Source organism: Mycobacterium sp. P2_H7 (genome assembly GCF_056403275.1).
Map to the genome: position 1 here is coordinate 127,555 of NZ_JBFUFU010000005.1, position 16,276 is coordinate 143,830.

Here is a 16,276-nt window from a genome sequence, read left to right on the forward strand (position 1 = left end):
CGGTTCTGGGTAGGCCGATGCTTGACATGTCAACAGAAATACAAGACAACGACCCTGATCTCGCCTCTGCACCGCACCCGGTACTCGATGTGCCGATCGATGAGGATGCGCTCATCCACGACGGCCGGCTCGACTGGGTGGTCTTCGGCGTCACGGCCCTGATCGCGGTCGGGTTCCTGTTCTGGGGTTTCCTGGACACCGCCTCGCTGGCGGCGGCATCGGGTGACGCCCTGCACTGGGTGCTGACGAACACCGGCTGGCTGTTCACTCTGACCGCCTCCGGTTTCGTGGTCTTCGTCTTGTGGATCGCCCTGGGCCGGTTCGGCAACATCCCCCTCGGCCGCGACGGCGAGGAACCCGAATTCCGTACGGTCTCCTGGGTCGCGATGATGTTCAGCGCCGGCATGGGGATCGGGCTGATGTTCTTCGGCGTCTCCGAGCCGCTGTCGCACCTGACGACGCCGCCGCCGGGGACCGGTGACCCCGGAAATCCCGACGCCGTCCAGACCGCGATGGCCACCACGCTGTTCCATTGGACGCTGCACCCGTGGGCCATCTATGCCGTCGTCGGGCTGGCCATCGCCTACGGCGTCTACCGCAAGGGTCGTTTCCAGCTCATCAGCGCGGCCTTCGAACCGCTGCTCGGATCCCGCGTCAACGGCGGGTGGGGCAAGGTCATCGACATGCTGGCGATCTTCGCCACGCTGTTCGGGTCCGCCGCCTCACTCGGCTTGGGAGCCCTGCAGATCCGCAGCGGCCTGCACATCGTCGCCGGCATCGGGGAGACCGGCAACGCCGTCCTGATCGGCATCATCGCGCTGCTCACCTGCGCCTTCGTGCTGTCGGCGGTGTCGGGTGTGGCGCGCGGCATCCAATGGCTGTCCAACATCAACATGGTGCTGGCCGTGCTGCTGGCGGCATTCGTGTTCCTGGTCGGCCCGACGGTGTTCATCCTCAACCTGCTGCCGACCTCGCTGGGCAGTTACTTCCGGGATCTGGCCATGATGTCGGCGCGCACCGGCGCCGAGGGCACCGACGTCAACGAATGGCTGGGCACCTGGACCGTCTTCTACTGGGCCTGGTGGATCTCGTGGACACCGTTCGTCGGGATGTTCATCGCCCGGATCTCCCGCGGCCGGACCATCCGGCAGTTCGTCACCGGCGTGCTGCTGGTGCCCAGCTTGGTGTCCCTGGTCTGGTTTTGCGTGTTCGGCGGCGCCGCGATCGACGCCCAACAACACGGCGCGGACCTTGCAGGCAAGGGCAGCGTGGAGGCTCAGCTGTTCGGGTTGCTCGCGCAGTACCCGATCGCGTCCGTGGCCACGGTCGTCGTGATGGTGCTGGTGGCGATCTTCTTCGTGTCCGGCGCGGACGCCGCGTCGATCGTCATGGGCACGCTGTCCGAGCGGGGCACCATCGAGCCGCAGAAGCGCACGGTCATCTTCTGGGGTGTCGCCACCGGCGCGGTGGCCGCGGTGATGCTGCTGGTCGGCGGCTCCGACGCACTCAACGGGTTGCAGACGATCACGGTCGTCGCTGCGCTGCCGTTCGTCGTGGTCATGGTCGGGCTGGCGGTGGCGCTGGTGAAGGACCTGCGCACCGATCCGATGGTCGTTCGGCGGGAGTACGCGGCAGAGGCTGTCGACTCGGCGGTCATCGCCGGAGTCACCGCGCACGGCGATGATTTCGTCTTCGCGGTGGAGAAGGACCCTGCTGCGGACTGATCCCGATTGCGGCGCACGCTAACCTGCCCTGGTGCGCGTCTATATCCCGGCCACGTTGGCGATGTTGCAACAGTTGGTCTCCGACCGGGTGATCCACGCCCGTAGCGGCACTGCGTTCGCGCTCACCCCGACGCTGCGTGAGGCCTACGCCCATGGTGACGACGAGGAACTCGCCGAGGTGGCGCTCGGTGAGGCGGCGATGGCGTCGCTGCGACTGCTCGCCGGCGGCGTCGGGGATCTGCCGCCGCGGCGCGTGGTGCTCGTCGCCGATGCGCAGGACGTCACTGTGCGGCCCGACCTGGATGACGCGGTGGTGCGGCTGGCCGGTCCGATCGGCTACGACGACGTGGTCGCGGTGTACGTCGACAATGCCGCCGCCGAGGCCGCGGTGGTGACGGCCGTGGAGGTCATCGACRACGCCGACCTCGGCGACGAGGATGCCGAACTCACCGTCGGCGACGCCCAGGATCACGATCTGGCCTGGTATGCGCCCCAGGAGCTTCCGTTCCTGCTCGAACTGCTCTGAGATTGTCGGCGTCGTCACAACGATAAGTTACCGGCGAGTACTAGATACGGAACCGTAGGTTACGGTACCGTAGGTTGCGTGGCCAAGAACACCGTCAAGACCTCGGCCAATGTGGCCGACACGGTCCGTCCTGCCGTCGGTGGAGCGCCGCATTGGAAGACGTTGCGCGCCGTCGCGGGCCGGATCACCACGCCGCTGCTGCCCGACGATTACCTGAAGCTGGCCAACCCGCTGTGGTCGGCCCGCGAGCTGCGTGGCCGGGTCGTCGAGGTGCGGCGGGAGACCGCCGACTCCGCGACGCTGGTGATCAAACCCGGCTGGGGATTCACCTTCGACTACGAGCCCGGCCAATACGTCGGCATCGGGCTCCTCATGGACGGGCGCTGGCGGTGGCGGTCCTATTCGTTGACCTCGGCGCCGGTCCCTGGCCGCGGCAAGCGCACCATCAGCATCACCGTGAAAGCGATGCCCGAGGGGTTCCTGTCCACCCACCTGGTGGACGGGGTCACGCCGGGCACCATCGTCCGGCTCGCCGCGCCGCAGGGCAACTTCGTGATGCCCGACCCGGCACCGGCTCAGGTGCTGTTCGTCACCGCGGGCTCCGGTATCACGCCGGTCATGTCGATGCTGCGCACGCTGGCCCGGCACGACCAGATCACCGACATCGTCCATGTGCATTCGGCGCCCACCGAGGCCGATGTGCTGTTCGCCGCGGAATTGGCCGAGTTGCAGCGGGCACACCCGAGTTACCGGCTGATCGTGCGGCCCACCCGTACGCAGGGCCGACTCGACCTGCTGCGGCTGGCCGACGTGGTGCCGGACTGGCGTGACCGTCAGGTGTGGGCCTGCGGTCCCGAGGGCATGCTCAACGATGCGGAACGGATCTGGACCGCCGCCGGGCTACCCGAACGGTTGCACCTCGAGCGGTTCGCCGTGACTCGAGCCGCTCCACACGGCACCGGCGGGGCGATCACGTTCGAGCGCAGCGGCAAGACGGTCCAGGCCGACGCGGCGACGTCGGTGATGGAGGCCGGCGAGGACGCCGGGATCCGGATGCCGTTCGGCTGCCGGATGGGGATCTGCCAGTCCTGCGTCGTCGGGCTGGTCGAGGGCCACGTGCGGGACTTGCGCACGGGCGTGGAACACGAGCCGGGAACCCGGGTGCAGACCTGTGTCTCGGCGGCGTCCGGCGACTGCGTCGTGGACGCCTAACTGTTAACCGAGAGCTAACCTACGGTTGCGTAGGTTACGCTACAGTAGGAACCGGATAGGAGGTTTGACCAGTGGCTATTACAGATGTACCGGCGTTCGCGCACTTGACCGACGCCGATATCGAGAGCCTCGCCGTCGAACTCGACGCGATCCGCCAGGACATCGAGGACTCCCGCGGTGAGCGCGATGCGCGCTACATCCGCCGCACCATCGCCGCGCAGCGCGCCCTTGAGGTGAGCGCCCGCCTCGTGCTCGCGGCCAGCTCGCGCCGGTCGGCCTGGTGGGCCGGCACCACCGCGCTCGGCGTGGCCAAGATCATCGAGAACATGGAGATCGGCCACAACGTCCTGCACGGCCAGTGGGATTGGATGAACGATCCCGAGATTCACTCCTCGTCGTGGGAGTGGGACATGAACGGCGCCTCCAAGCACTGGCGGTTCACGCACAACTTCATGCATCACAAGTACACCAACATCCTCGGCATGGACGACGACGTGGGCTATGGCCTGCTGCGCGTCACCCGGGATCAGCGGTGGAAGCCGTTCAACCTGTTCAACGTGCTGTACAACACCGTGCTGGCGATGCTCTTCGAGTGGGGCATCGGACTGCAGCATCTGGAGCTGGGCAAGATCGCCAAGGGCCGGGATGACCGCAAGGCGACCATGGTGCGCCTGCGTGAGGTCGGCGCCAAGATCGGGCATCAGCTGTTCAAGGACTACGTGGCCTTCCCGGCACTGACGTCGCTCTCGCCGGCCGCGACCTTCAAGTCGACGGCGAAGGCCAACTTCTGGGCCAACGTAATCCGCAATGTCTGGGCCAACGCCGTGATCTTCTGCGGCCACTTCCCGGACGGCGCAGAGAAGTTCACCAAGACCGACATGATCGGGGAGACCCGCGGCGAGTGGTACCTGCGCCAGATGCTCGGCAGCGCGAACTTCAAGAACGGTCCGGTGTTGCGCTTCATGAGCGGCAACCTGTGCCACCAGATCGAGCACCATCTGTATCCGGACCTGCCCAGCAACCGGCTCTACGAGGTGTCCATCCGGGTGCAGCAGGTGTGCGACAAGTACGACCTGCCCTACACCACGGGTTCGTTCCTGGTGCAGTACGGCAAGACCTGGCGCACCATCGCCAAGCTGTCGCTGCCGAACAAGTACCTGCGCGACACCGCCGACAACGCGCCGGAGACCCGTAGCGAGCGGATGTTCACCGAGTTGGAAGGTTACGGGGTCGCCGATCCCGAGACCGGGAAGCGGCGCGGCCTCAAGACCGCGATCGCGACCGTGCGGGGCTGGCGTCAGGACAAGCGCGCCGCGTAGCTCAGTACGTCGGCTCGTTCAGCGTCACCAGCAGCCGGCGCGCCCCCCCCCCCCCGCGATGTGCGCCAGCCCGAACGACCGGATGCCCGGGGTGTCGATCACCCAGCCCGACTCGCGCAGCGGCAACGCGATGGACTGCGTGGACGTGTGCCTGCCCTTGCCCACCCCGGTCACCGAACCGGTGGCGCGCTCCGCTTCTGGCACAAGGCGATTCACCAGCGTCGACTTGCCCACCCCGGAATGGCCCAGTAGCACCGTCACCTTGCCCGTCAGCATCGGGGCCACCACATCCAACGGATCGTCGCGGCCGGCGGTCACCACCGTCAGATCCAGATCGACGAACTGAGCGGCAAACGATTCCGGCGCCGCGAGATCCGACTTGGTCAGGCACAGGATCGGTTCGAGCCCGCCCGCATAGGCGGCGATCAGGGCCCGCTCCACGAAACCGGTGCGGGGCGGCGGATCGGCCAAGGCCACCACCACGAGCAGCTGATCGGCGTTGGCGACCACCACCCGCTCGGTCGGATCGGTGTCATCGGCGGTGCGGCGCAACACCGTTCGCCGCTCGGAACGACGCACGATACGCGCCAGGGTGTCCGCTCGCCCGGACCGGTCACCGACGATCCCGACCTCGTCGCCGACGACGATCGGGGTGCGTCCCAGCTCCCTGGCCCGCATCGCGGTCACATGCCGGTCCGGGTCGCCGTCCAGCGCGCAACCCCAGCGGCCGCGGTCGACGGTGACGACCATCGCCTCGGCCGCGTCGGCGTGGTCGGGACGGTTCTTGGTGCGCGGCCGCGAGCCCTTGCCTGGGCGCACCCGCACATCGGACTCGTCGTAGTCGGCCGCTTTCACGCTATTCCTGGTCGTCCAGCAGCATTTCGGTCCACATGCCGGGGAAGTCCGGCAGGGTCTTGGCGGTGGTGCCGATGTCCTCGACCGTCACACCCGGCACCCGTAGCCCGATGATCGCGCCCGCGGTGGCCATCCGGTGATCGGCGTACGAATGCCAGGTTCCGCCGTGCAACGGTCCGGCCGTGATCTCCAAACCATCGGGGGTTTCGGCACACTGACCACCCAGGCCGTTGATCTCGGTGGTCAGCGCCGCCAGCCGATCGGTCTCGTGCCCACGCAGATGGGCGATGCCGCGCAGTGTCGACACCGACCCTTCCTCGGCCAGGGCGGCCAGGGCCGCCATCGACGGGGCCAGTTCGCCGACGTCATGCAGGTCGACGTCGATGCCCTGGTAGGAGGATGCACCTTGGACCTCGAGGTACGAATCCTTCGGTACCGCAACGACACCCAGAAGATCGAGCAGGCCTAGGATGACGTCTGCCGGCTGGATGCTCACCGCCGGCCAGCGGCTGATCCGCACCGTCCCGGCGGTGACGGCGGCCGCGGCCAGGAACGGCACCGCATTGGACAGGTCGGGTTCGATCTCCCAGTGCCGCGCGGCGACCGGGCCAGGCTCCACCCGCCAGCGATTGGGCTGCGAATCATCCACGGCCACACCGGCATCGCGCAGCATCGACACCGTCATCCGGACATGCGGCGCCGACGGCACCGACTCACCGGTGTGCACGACGGTGAGCCCATCGCGGAAGGTGGCACCCGCCAGCAGCAGACCCGAGACGAACTGCGACGAACCGGATGCGTCGATGTGCACTTCGCCGCCGTCGGCCGCGCCCCGCCCGCGCACGTCGAACGGCAGACCGTCGCCGTCGATGCGCACCCCGACACCGCGCAACCCGTCCAGCAGCGGGGCGATCGGCCGGGCCCGCGCCTGCTCGTCACCGTCGAAGGTCACCGTCTCGGTACTCAGCGCGGCCACCGCGGGGACGAACCGCAGCACGGTGCCGGCCAGCCCGCAGTCGATGCGGGTACCGGGCGCCGGTGCGATGGACCCGCCGACCGTCAGGTCCGTGTCGCCGGTGACGGTCAGCCCGAGCGCCTGCAGCGCGCCGATCATCAGGTCGGTGTCCCGGCTGCGCAGCGCACCACTCACGGTGGAGCTCCCGTCGGCAAGGGCGGCCAGGATCAACGCTCTATTGGTCAGGGACTTGGAGCCGGGCACGGTCACGGTCGCGTTCACGGGTTCCGATGTCGACGGCGCCGCCCAGTCAGTCACGACCTCTATCCTGCCTGGTATGTGTGGGCGATTTGCGGTGACCACCGACCCGGCGTTGCTGGCGGCGAAAATCGAGGCTCTCGATGAAACCGTGGAGGCCGCCAAAGACGGCGGTCCCAATTACAACGTGGCACCCACCACGACCGTGAGCGCCGTGGTCAAACGGCATGATCATTCCCCGTCGCTTCGCTCGCCCCAGGGAGAACCCGACGACGAGTCGACCCGCCGCATCCGGTCCATGCGGTGGGGCCTGGTGCCGCCGTGGGTCAAGTCCAACGCCAAGGGCGGCCCGGACACCAAGGGCCCGCTGTTGATCAACGCGCGTGCCGAGACCTTGACCACCTCGCCGGCGTTCCGCGGTTCGGCGAAGAGCAAGCGCTGCCTGGTCCCGATGGACGGCTGGTACGAATGGCGGCCCAACCCCGCCGAGGAAGGCAAGACGGCCACCAAGACGCCGTTCTACATGTACGCCGGTGACGGCGAACCGCTGTTCATGGCGGGCCTGTGGTCCACCTGGCGTCCGAAGGACGCACCCAAGGACGCCGCCCCGCTGCTGAGCTGCACCATCATCACCACCGACGCGGCCGCCCAACTGTCCGACATCCACGATCGGATGCCGCTGACCATCAGCCCGGCGGACTGGGATCGCTGGCTGGACCCCGACGCACCCATCGACGAAGGACTGCTGCGCGGACACGGCGATCTGGATCGCATCGAGATCCGCGAGGTGTCCCGGCTGGTGAACAGCGTCCGCAACAACGGCCCGGAACTCATCGAGGCCCTGTGACCCCTGAGCTGATCGACGCACTCGGGGAGGACCTGCGCGCGGCCGGGTACACCGTCGACGGCGTGGCCGCATTGCTCGGCGAGGACGCGCACGCCGCCCTCGGCAGGGGCGTGTGGTGGCCCGCATCGCGCGCCTGCGACGCCACCGACGGGCCGCTGGCCACTGTGGTGCGGCTGTTCCTGCTCGGCGCCGACGAGAGCCCCCAGCGGGTCGCTGCGGCGTTCCCAGCGTCGGGCCTGGCCGCCCTGACCGCCGCGGGCGTGCTGGAGGACACCGGCCACACCGTGCGGGCCATCCTCGACATCCGACCCCACAGCGACGGCGCCCAGGACTTTCTGGTGGTCTCCGATCAGGACGCCGCCCTGCGCAGCGGCCCCGTCCAGTCCGATCATGTGCTCGGCATCGGTGGCGCGTCGTTGTCGCTGGCCCGTGCCGTGGTGCGCACGCCGGTGGGGCGGGCACTCGATCTCGGCACCGGCTGCGGTATCCAGGCCCTGCACCTGGACGGGCACTGCGCCGCGATCGTCGCGACCGACACCAACGAGCGGGCGCTGGCGCTGGCCGCGGCCACGGCCCGGCTGAACGCCATGTCGTGGGATCTGCGCCACGGCAGCCTGTTCGAGCCGGTCGCGGGGGAGCGGTTCGACCTCATCGTGTCCAACCCTCCGTTCGTGGTGAGCGCAGGCAGTCAGGACTACATCTACCGCGACTCCGGTGTCGCCGGAGACGGGTTGTGCCGCAGCATCATCAGTCAGATCGCCGACCACCTGAACCCCGGCGGTACCGCGCACATCATGGCCAACTGGATTGTCCGGGGCGATGATTGGCGCCCACGGGTGCAGGAGTGGCTGGATGGCACCCGCCTGCACGCCTGGGTGGTGCAGCGCGAACTGGCCGACCCGGTCAGCTACGTGTCGCTGTGGCTCGCCGATGCCGGGGAGGAACCCGAGCAGGCCGCGCAGCGCGGCGGTGCCTGGCTGGACTGGTTCGCCGAGCAGGGCATCACCGGTATCGGGATGGGGCTCATCTCGCTGCGGGTACCGCGTCCGGGTGAAGCCTCAGAACAGATCCTGGAGGAGATCCTCGACGAACCGGTGACCGGCCCCGAGGCCGAGGCGTTCTTCGCGCGCCGGGCCTATCTGCGGGATACCACCGACGAACGGCTGCTGGCCGCCCGACTGTCCACCGCGCCGGTGTTCCTGGAGGAACAGTCGTTACCCGGACCGGACGGCTGGCAGCAGGTCGGTGCGGCGGTGCGCAGGCCCGGTGGCCCGGCCGCGGTGCTCGGTGTCGACGAGGTGCTGCGGGCCCTGCTGGCCGGCTGCCGCGGCGAGGTGGCGCTGGGGACACTGCTGCAACTGCTGGCCGCCCACCACGGTGTCGACGCCGACGCACTGGCCGAGGCCGCGCTGCCCGAGGTCCGCCACGCCATCGGCCGCGGAATCCTCTACCAGGCGCAGTGATCAGCGGCGCACGGCCGTCAGCACCGCGTACGACGCACCGAACACCACCCCGTCCGGGCCGGCGTGTGCCTCGAACGCCGCGCTGAATGCCGCCACCAACCGCGCCCTGGTCGCGTCGTCCAAGCGGCCCAGGACGGCCAGATGCATGGGGGATTCGTGGGTGATGAACCGCACCGCCAGCTCCAGTGACGCGAATCGCCAAGGGTGCGTGCCGTTTTCGATCCGGATGTCGGTGAAATCGGTCGCCAGGCGGGATCTGGCGGTGTCCGGTTGGCCCCACTGATCGGGGCTGTACGGTGCGGGCGGGGGCGGCCCGAGCACCTCGACGATCGGAGTGAAGAACGGGTTGTCGGTGTCGCGCACCCAGGTGGAGAACCCGAGCACACCGCCGGGCCGCAGCAGCCGCGCCAGTTCGGCGGCCATGGCGGTGGGCTCGACGAAGATGATGCCCATGTTCGACACTGCCGCACCGAAACCCGCGTCCGGCAGACCGGTGGCACTGGCATCGGCGGCCACCCACCGCACCCCGGCGCCGCCGGGTTTCGCGGCGGCGATCGTCAGCAGTTCGGGTGTGATGTCCACACCGGTGACGGTCGCGCCCGCCGCGGTGGCGGCCAGGGCTACGTTGCCTGTCCCGCAGGCCAGGTCGACCAGTTCGGCGCCTGACAGGGCCGTCCGGTCTCCGACCGCGGCGACCACCTGTGCGGCGATGGGTGCGATGTGTTCGGCGACGGACTCATAGCGTCCCGCGGACCACAGTGACGGCTCAGGCACGGCGCCAGCCTATGTCAGGATGACGCGGTGTCAGGCTTCTCCGTCGCCGCGCCGCCGCTACCGCGCCCGGTGTTCATCGGACAGTTCTGGGGCGACTTGACCTTCGTGCACTGGCCCGTCGATCCGCAGTCCGTCGCGCACCTGTTCCCGGCCGGCACCCGCCCGGATGTGTTCGACGACGGGCTCACCTACGTCGGGCTGGTGCCGTTCGTCATGCGCCGCAGTGCGCTGGGGGACCGGGTGCCGTTGCCCTATGTCGGTGCCTTCGCCGAGACCAATGTCCGGCTCTACTCCGTCGACGACGCAGGGCGGCACGGGGTGCTGTTCCGGTCGCTGGAGACCGAGCGGCTCGCGGTCGTCGGGCTCACCCGCGCCGGCCTCGGCGTGCCCTACACCTGGGCGAAGATGCGAGTCACGCGGCAGGACAACCGGATCCGCTACACCAGTGTCCGGCGCTGGCCGCGGCGCGGCCTGCTGTCGCGGGTCGAGGTGATCGTCGGGGACCCGGTGGCACCGACCCCGCTGGAGATCTGGCTGACCGCACGCTGGGGCGCGCACACCCGCAAGGCGGGGCGTACCTGGTGGGTGCCCAACGAGCATCCGGCGTGGCCGCTGCGCGCCGCTGACATCGTCGACTTCGACGACGACCTGGTGTCGGCCGGCGGGGTGACGGTCGCGGGTGACCGGCTGCGGGCGCTGTATTCGCCGGGGGTGGCGGCCCGCTTCGGCCGCCCCGGGCTGGTCAACTGACCGGCCAGCCGATCAGGTACGCGCCGACGCCCAGGCACGCGGCGCCCACCAGCGTGCTGACCACTCCGCGGCGTGCCGTCAGCAGAGCAACCCCGGCCAGCGCCAGCACGCCGAACTGCCACGCCTGTTGGTTGGCCATCGCCAGCGGCACCGCCGACCCGGTGATCGCCCCAATGACGGCCGGTCCGGCTCCGGTCAGGAACGCCTGCACGTACCTGTTCGCCCGCAGCGCGTCGAAATGCGGACCGCCGGCGATCACCATGACGAAGGACGGACCAAACGCGAAGAGCGCGGCCAGGGCCGCCCCGCCGAACCCCGCGGCGGCGTAACCGACCACCGCGACGGTGTGCAACACCGGGCCCGGTGTGATCTGCCCCAGCGCCACCGCGTTGAGGAACTCCGCGTCGGTCATCCAGTGATGCCGATGTACGGCGTCGTCCTGCATCAGCGGGATGATGACGAACCCGCCGCCGTAGGACAGGGCACCCACCTTGAGCGCGGTCCACACCAGGGCGGGAATGCCGGCCAGCGCCGGGGCGGCGGCCAGCAGCACCGGCCAGGCGTGCGCGGTGACATTCGTCGGGCGGATCCGGGCCGCGATCTCGAGCAGGCCCGCGGCGATCAGCACCAGCACCAGCCACGGACCGGTCAGCGCCGCGGCGACCGCACCCGCGGTGAAGTAGGCGACCCATCGGATCTTCGGTCCCGGGGCGGTTCCGGCGCGTCGCCAGCTCGACGGGATCAGCCCGACCGCGGCGTGCACCGCGACCGCCGCCACGGCCGCACCCGCGCCGGCCGCCGCGCCACGCGCCCAACCGGGCGCACCGCCGGACAGGAAGAACGCCGCCAGCGCGAGGATCACGAAGAGGCCCGGCAGGATGAACGCCAACCCGCCCACGATGGCGCCGCTGAACCCACGTTGCCGCCAGGCCGTGTAGATCGCCAGCTGCGTCGACGCCGGGCCCGGCAGCAGGTTCATGGCAGCGATGGCGTCCTCGAACTCGTCGGCGTCCAGCCAGCGGCGCTGTTCCACGCACAGCTCACGCAGTAACGCGATGTGTGACGGCGGGCCGCCGAAACCCAGACAACCGATCCGGCCCCACTGTCCCGCGATGGTCGTCAGCGGCACCATCAGCGTCGGCGGACCAGCTCGACCGCCGCCTCGGTCACCTCGTCGACGGAAGAGGCGAAGGCTTCATCTTCGGAATGCTTGTCCACAAAGCTTTTCACGAACGGGCACAGCGGGACGATGCGGAGGCCGGATTCGACCGTTTCCGCCAATGCGTGCCGGATGAGCGTGCCGGCCAGACCCTTTCCGCCGAACTGCTCACCGATCTCGGTGTGGAAGAAGAGCCGCCGGCCCTGGTGGTCGAGGTACTCGGCGAAGCCGGCGAGGTCATCGCCGAGGTACACCTCGAAGCGGGACAGCTGCGGTGCGTGGACGACCGTGGGTTGCATGTATTCATGATGCAGGTACCCGGATACTCGATCCGCCGGACCGAGGCGGATCGATACTCGGGCCATGACCCGGACGCAGCCCGCCACAATCACCGTGCGCAACCCGGCCGACGGGCGCGAGGTCGGTTCGGTCCCCGTCGACTCCGCCGGCACCGTCGCCGCCAAAGCCCGGGAACTGCGGCTGTTCCAGCCCGCGTGGGAGGCGCTGGGCCCGCGCGGCCGACGGGCGTGGCTGCTCAAATTCCAGTGCTGGGTGCTCGACCACGCGGAACAGATCATGGACACCGTCTAGTCCGAGACGGGGAAGAGCCGGGCGGACACCAGTTTCGAGCCGATCGCGGTCAGCGGTCTGATCGATTACTGGGCCGGCCACGCCGAGAAGTTCCTGTCCGACGAGCACCCGCGGTCGTGGCATCCCATTGCGATCAGCAAGCGGCTCACCACCGTTCACCGGCCGTATCCGGTGGTAGGCGTCATCACGCCGTGGAACTTCCCGTTCCTGATGCCGGCGCTGGACCTCGTCGCCGCGCTGTCCGCAGGTGCGGCGGTGCTGCTCAAACCGTCGGAAGTGACGCCGCTGAGTGCGGCCGCGCTGGTGCGCGGGTGGAACGAGATCGGCGGCCCACCGGTGCTGGCCCTGGCGACCGGTTACGGCGATACCGGTGCCGCGGTGATCGCCAACTCCGACTGCGTGCAGTTCACCGGATCGACGGCAACCGGCCGAAAGGTGGCGGTGGCCTGCGCCGAGCGACTGATCCCTTACAGCCTGGAACTCGGCGGCAAGGATCCGGCGCTGGTGCTCGCCGACGCCGACCTCGACCGCGCCGTGAACGGGATCACCTGGGGCGGCATGTTCAACTCCGGCCAGATGTGCGTGTCGGTCGAACGGGTCTACGCAGAGGCGCCGATCTACGACGAGTTCGTCAGCCGGCTCACCGCGAAGGTCGGCGCGCTGCGCCAAGGCTGCGACGGCGCGGGGTGGAAGACCGACATCGGTGCGCTGTCCACCGAAAGCCAGCGCGAGATCGTCATCCGCCATGTCGACGGCGCGGTGGCGGCCGGTGCTCGAGTGCTGACCGGCGGCAACCCGGCGGGCATGGGCACCTTCTTCGAGCCGACGGTGCTTGTCGACGTGGACCATTCGATGGCCTGCATGACGGAGGAGACGTTCGGGCCCACCATCCCGGTCATGAAGGTCGCCGACGAGGACGAGGCGATCCGGCTGGCCAACGATTCCTCCTACGGGCTCTCGGCGACGGTGTGGACGCGCGACCTTGAGCGCGGTGAGCGGGTAGCCCGCCGGCTCGATGTCGGTGCCGTCAACATCAACGATGTGTTGTCCAACGCTTTCGCGAGCGAGGTGCCGATGGGCGGCTGGAAGAACTCCGGCATCGGTACGCGTGCCGGCGGCGCGCACGGAATCCTCAAATACTGTCGGCCGCAGGTGATCACCGCCCCGAGGATCCCGACATTGGCCAGCGAGCCGTTGTGGTATCCGGCATCGAAGCGGCGCAGTGCCGCCGCGGTGGGGCTGGTGCGGGTGGCCACCTCCCGCGGTCTGCGACGGCTGGGCATCACCCCGAAAGGCTGATCAGGGCGCGACGTATCCCGGCGGGTTCGGGGTGTCCACCCACAGGTCGACCCCGAGATCGGACCCGGGGATGCAGTCATAGACCGACAGGTCGGTCACCCCGGAATCGAGCAGCACGTCCTCGCACAGCAGGCTCTGCCCGGTGTATTCGCGGGCCGGCCTGGTGAAGATCGCGTACGCCGCATCGGAGTACACCTCGGGTTTGCGGGCTCGGGCCATCGCCTCGTCACCGCCGAGCAGGTTCTGCACCGCTGCGGTGGCAACCATGGTGCGCGGCCACAGCGTGTTCGACGCGATCCCGGCGTCCCGCAGTTCCTCCGCAATTCCCAACGCGCACAGCGTCATACCGAACTTCGCCATCATGTAAGCGGTGGGCGTGAGCCATTGCGGTTCCAGCCGCAGTGGCGGCGACAGGGTCAGGATGTGCGGATTGGCCCGGCCTTTCATATGCGGGATACAGGCCTGGGACACGGCGTAGGTGCCGCGGATCTGGATGCCGTTCATCAGGTCGAAACGCTTGAGCGGCACCTCCTCGATGGAGCCGAGGTTGATCGCCGAGGCGTTGTTGACGCACAGGTCGATACCGCCGAACTGGGCGACTGCCTGTGCGACGGCGGAGGTCACCGATTCGCCGTCGCGGACGTCGCCGACGATGGGCAGGGCCTGGCCGCCGGCCTCCTCGATCTCCTTGGCGGCCGTGTAGACGGTGCCCTCGAGCTTGGGGTGTGGTTCGGCGGTTTTGGCCAGCAGCGCGATGTTGGCACCGTCGGCGGCGGCCCGTTTGGCGATTGCCAGCCCGATGCCGCGGCTGGCGCCGGAGATGAACATGGTCTTCCCGGACAGAGGCGCTTCAGTCATGGCCCAACCCTAAGCCGGATATCGGCGATCACGGCGTCGGTCGCGGTGCTGAGGTCCTGGGGCGCCAGCGCGACATCCCAGCCGCGCTTGCCGGCGCTGCACAGCACCCGGTCCCAGGCCAGCGCGGAGGCGTCGAGGACCGTCGGCAGCCTGCGACGCTGACCCAGCGGCGAGATGCCACCGAGCACGTAGCCGGTCGAGCGTTCGGCAGCGGCCCCGTCGGCCATCACGACCTTCGCGTAGCCCAGTGCCGCGGCTGCCGCCTTCAGCGACAGCTTCGCCGGTACCGGCAGCACGGCCACCGCCAGATCCCGGCCCGAGGCCACCACGAGAGTCTTGAAGATCTGCCCTGGTTCCAGGCCGTGCGCCGCCGCCAACTGGGCGACGGCCTCCTCGCCGAACGACTCGACCCGCGGGTCATGGTCGTAACGCAGGATCTCGTGGGGGAGTCCCGCGGCGATGAGCGCCGTGATGGCCGGAGTCGCTGCACGTGCCACGACCTCAGCGTAGGGCGGGCTCCCACCGGCGGGAATGACCGAGGCCGGTACCGGTGTTACTGCAGGTGCGACGGGGCGCAAACGAAGCCGGCGAGAATTGTCGGCGGCAACCTTTAGAATCGTGGAAGGAGTTTTCAGTGTCTACGGCATGCCTGGAACGTCCGGTGTACTTGCTGGAGCCGTTAGGTCACGCCGCGACGGAAGGGATGGGTCCTGTCACGATGACCGATTTAGACGAGGCTGCGCCCGCTCCGACCGAAGAGTCCGACGCCGAACTCACTGCCCGCTTCGAACGCGACGCCATCCCGCTGCTCGATCAGCTGTACGGCGGCGCGCTGCGGATGACACGCAATCCGGCCGACGCCGAAGACCTGGTGCAGGAAACCATGGTCAAGGCATACGCGGGGTTCCGGTCGTTCCGTGAGGGCACGAATCTCAAGGCGTGGCTCTACCGCATCCTGACCAACACCTACATCAACACTTACCGCAAGAAACAGCGGCAGCCTGCGGAGTATCCGACCGAGGAGATCACCGACTGGCAGCTGGCGGCCAACGCCGAGCACACCTCGACGGGGCTGCGGTCGGCTGAGGTGGAGGCGCTGGAGGCGCTGCCCGACAGCGAGATCAAGGATGCTCTGCAAGCATTACCTGAGGAATTCCGCATGGCGGTCTACTACGCCGATGTCGAAGGGTTCCCGTACAAGGAGATCGCGGAAATCATGGATACCCCGATCGGGACGGTGATGTCCCGACTGCACCGAGGCCGTAAGCAACTGCGCGACCTACTGGCCGATGTGGCCCGCGATCGCGGGTTCCTGCGCGGCGAAGCGCTGGCCACCGAGGAGGTCTCCTCATGAGCGACGAGCACACGTTCGTACCCCCGGTCGGCCCGGTCGACCCTGATCATCCCGAGTGTGCGGCGGTCATCGCCGAAGTGTGGACGCTGCTCGACGGCGAATGCACCGCCGAGACGCGCGACAAGCTGCGCCACCACCTCGACGAGTGCCCGACCTGCCTGCGGCACTACGGGGTAGAGGAGCGGGTGAAGAACCTGATTGCCGCCAAATGCGGCGAGAAGGCGCCTGACACGCTTCGTGCGCGGCTGCGGCTGGAGATCAGCCGCACGACCATCGTCAGGGGCTGAACAGCGCCACAAACGAAACCGCCCGGACTCTGTGAGTCCGGGCGG

At 68.8% G+C, this 16,276-nt stretch carries 15 protein-coding genes and 2 pseudogenes; 10 read left to right on the forward strand and 7 right to left on the reverse strand.

Annotated elements, in window-relative coordinates:
- Positions 1 to 17 precede the first annotated feature (17 nt).
- From AC1DY7_RS06475 to AC1DY7_RS06490, 4 genes are all read left to right on the forward strand, one after another.
- Positions 18 to 1,724 (forward strand): BCCT family transporter, encoded by a 1,707-nt coding sequence (locus tag AC1DY7_RS06475; protein WP_477492840.1) that lies wholly within the window; start codon positions 18 to 20, stop codon positions 1,722 to 1,724.
- Positions 1,725 to 1,752: 28 nt separating this feature from the next.
- On the forward strand, positions 1,753 to 2,250 hold the full coding sequence (locus tag AC1DY7_RS06480; RefSeq protein ID WP_477493217.1) for a DUF6912 family protein: 498 nt from the start codon (positions 1,753 to 1,755) through the stop codon (positions 2,248 to 2,250).
- A gap of 78 nt (positions 2,251 to 2,328) precedes the next feature.
- Complete coding sequence (locus AC1DY7_RS06485; RefSeq protein ID WP_477492841.1) at positions 2,329 to 3,462, forward strand: ferredoxin reductase; 1,134 nt, start codon at positions 2,329 to 2,331, stop codon at positions 3,460 to 3,462.
- A 71-nt stretch (positions 3,463 to 3,533) separates the two neighbouring features.
- Positions 3,534 to 4,781 (forward strand): fatty acid desaturase family protein, encoded by a 1,248-nt coding sequence (locus AC1DY7_RS06490; protein WP_477492842.1) that lies wholly within the window; start codon positions 3,534 to 3,536, stop codon positions 4,779 to 4,781.
- 57 nt (positions 4,782 to 4,838) lie between these two features.
- Here AC1DY7_RS06490 and rsgA read toward each other — a convergent pair.
- Positions 4,839 to 5,636, reverse strand: a pseudogene (gene rsgA, locus AC1DY7_RS06495) (ribosome small subunit-dependent GTPase A); the annotation flags it as partial.
- Position 5,637: 1 nt separating this feature from the next.
- Positions 5,638 to 6,909 (reverse strand): 3-phosphoshikimate 1-carboxyvinyltransferase, encoded by a 1,272-nt coding sequence (aroA, locus tag AC1DY7_RS06500; RefSeq protein WP_477492843.1) that lies wholly within the window; start codon positions 6,907 to 6,909, stop codon positions 5,638 to 5,640.
- A 19-nt stretch (positions 6,910 to 6,928) separates the two neighbouring features.
- Here aroA and AC1DY7_RS06505 point away from each other — a divergent pair, with 19 nt between their 5' ends.
- Positions 6,929 to 7,696 carry an SOS response-associated peptidase gene (locus AC1DY7_RS06505; protein WP_477492844.1) on the forward strand — a complete coding sequence of 256 codons (768 nt, stop codon included), beginning with the start codon at positions 6,929 to 6,931 and terminating at the stop codon, positions 7,694 to 7,696.
- Complete coding sequence (locus AC1DY7_RS06510) at positions 7,693 to 9,159, forward strand: DUF7782 domain-containing protein (protein ID WP_477492845.1); 1,467 nt, start codon at positions 7,693 to 7,695, stop codon at positions 9,157 to 9,159. Before AC1DY7_RS06505 ends, AC1DY7_RS06510 begins: the two co-directional genes overlap by 4 nt.
- Here the strand turns inward: AC1DY7_RS06510 and AC1DY7_RS06515 are convergent, their stop codons facing one another.
- Positions 9,160 to 9,933 (reverse strand): class I SAM-dependent methyltransferase, encoded by a 774-nt coding sequence (locus AC1DY7_RS06515; protein ID WP_477492846.1) that lies wholly within the window; start codon positions 9,931 to 9,933, stop codon positions 9,160 to 9,162.
- Positions 9,934 to 9,960: 27 nt separating this feature from the next.
- On the opposite strand from AC1DY7_RS06515, the gene AC1DY7_RS06520 reads away from it, so the two are divergent.
- On the forward strand, positions 9,961 to 10,683 hold the full coding sequence (locus AC1DY7_RS06520; RefSeq protein WP_477492847.1) for a YqjF family protein: 723 nt from the start codon (positions 9,961 to 9,963) through the stop codon (positions 10,681 to 10,683).
- On the opposite strand, the gene chrA is transcribed toward AC1DY7_RS06520, so the two are convergent.
- On the reverse strand, positions 10,676 to 11,815 hold the full coding sequence (gene chrA / locus AC1DY7_RS06525; protein WP_477492848.1) for a chromate efflux transporter: 1,140 nt from the start codon (positions 11,813 to 11,815) through the stop codon (positions 10,676 to 10,678). The two genes, AC1DY7_RS06520 and chrA, sit on opposite strands and share 8 nt — an antisense overlap.
- Positions 11,815 to 12,141 (reverse strand): GNAT family N-acetyltransferase, encoded by a 327-nt coding sequence (locus AC1DY7_RS06530; RefSeq protein ID WP_477492849.1) that lies wholly within the window; start codon positions 12,139 to 12,141, stop codon positions 11,815 to 11,817. Before AC1DY7_RS06530 ends, chrA begins: the two co-directional genes overlap by 1 nt.
- Positions 12,142 to 12,205: 64 nt before the next feature.
- On the opposite strand from AC1DY7_RS06530, the pseudogene AC1DY7_RS06535 reads away from it, so the two are divergent.
- Positions 12,206 to 13,732: pseudogene (locus AC1DY7_RS06535) on the forward strand (aldehyde dehydrogenase family protein).
- On the opposite strand, the gene AC1DY7_RS06540 reads toward AC1DY7_RS06535, so the two are convergent.
- Together AC1DY7_RS06540 and AC1DY7_RS06545 are read right to left on the reverse strand one after the other, a co-directional pair.
- Positions 13,733 to 14,590, reverse strand: coding sequence for an SDR family oxidoreductase (locus AC1DY7_RS06540; RefSeq protein ID WP_477492850.1), 858 nt, complete (start codon positions 14,588 to 14,590; stop codon positions 13,733 to 13,735).
- The gene (locus AC1DY7_RS06545) at positions 14,587 to 15,087 is read right to left on the reverse strand and encodes an aminoacyl-tRNA deacylase (protein ID WP_477492851.1); all 501 of its coding nucleotides are present in this window, start codon (positions 15,085 to 15,087) and stop codon (positions 14,587 to 14,589) included. Before AC1DY7_RS06545 ends, AC1DY7_RS06540 begins: the two co-directional genes overlap by 4 nt.
- Before the next feature lie 206 nt (positions 15,088 to 15,293).
- Here AC1DY7_RS06545 and AC1DY7_RS06550 point away from each other — a divergent pair, with 206 nt between their 5' ends.
- Positions 15,294 to 15,944, forward strand: coding sequence for a sigma-70 family RNA polymerase sigma factor (locus AC1DY7_RS06550; protein ID WP_477493218.1), 651 nt, complete (start codon positions 15,294 to 15,296; stop codon positions 15,942 to 15,944).
- Positions 15,941 to 16,231, forward strand: coding sequence for a mycothiol system anti-sigma-R factor (gene rsrA / locus AC1DY7_RS06555; RefSeq protein ID WP_477492852.1), 291 nt, complete (start codon positions 15,941 to 15,943; stop codon positions 16,229 to 16,231). The genes AC1DY7_RS06550 and rsrA overlap by 4 nt, the downstream gene beginning before the upstream one ends.
- The last annotated feature ends 45 nt before the right edge of the window (positions 16,232 to 16,276 follow it).

What these genes read in the sequence shown, in the direction of transcription:
- AC1DY7_RS06475 (WP_477492840.1), top strand. Translation starts at nt 18, where the DNA reads ATGCTTGACATGTCAACAGAAATACAAGACAACGACCCTGATCTCGCC.
- rsrA (WP_477492852.1), top strand. Translation starts at nt 15,941, where the DNA reads ATGAGCGACGAGCACACGTTCGTACCCCCGGTCGGCCCGGTCGACCCT.
- AC1DY7_RS06530 (WP_477492849.1), bottom strand. Translation starts at nt 12,141, where the DNA reads ATGCAACCCACGGTCGTCCACGCACCGCAGCTGTCCCGCTTCGAGGTG.
- AC1DY7_RS06550 (WP_477493218.1), top strand. Translation starts at nt 15,294, where the DNA reads ATGGGTCCTGTCACGATGACCGATTTAGACGAGGCTGCGCCCGCTCCG.
- AC1DY7_RS06540 (WP_477492850.1), bottom strand. Translation starts at nt 14,590, where the DNA reads ATGACTGAAGCGCCTCTGTCCGGGAAGACCATGTTCATCTCCGGCGCC.
- chrA (WP_477492848.1), bottom strand. Translation starts at nt 11,815, where the DNA reads ATGGTGCCGCTGACGACCATCGCGGGACAGTGGGGCCGGATCGGTTGT.
- AC1DY7_RS06505 (WP_477492844.1), top strand. Translation starts at nt 6,929, where the DNA reads ATGTGTGGGCGATTTGCGGTGACCACCGACCCGGCGTTGCTGGCGGCG.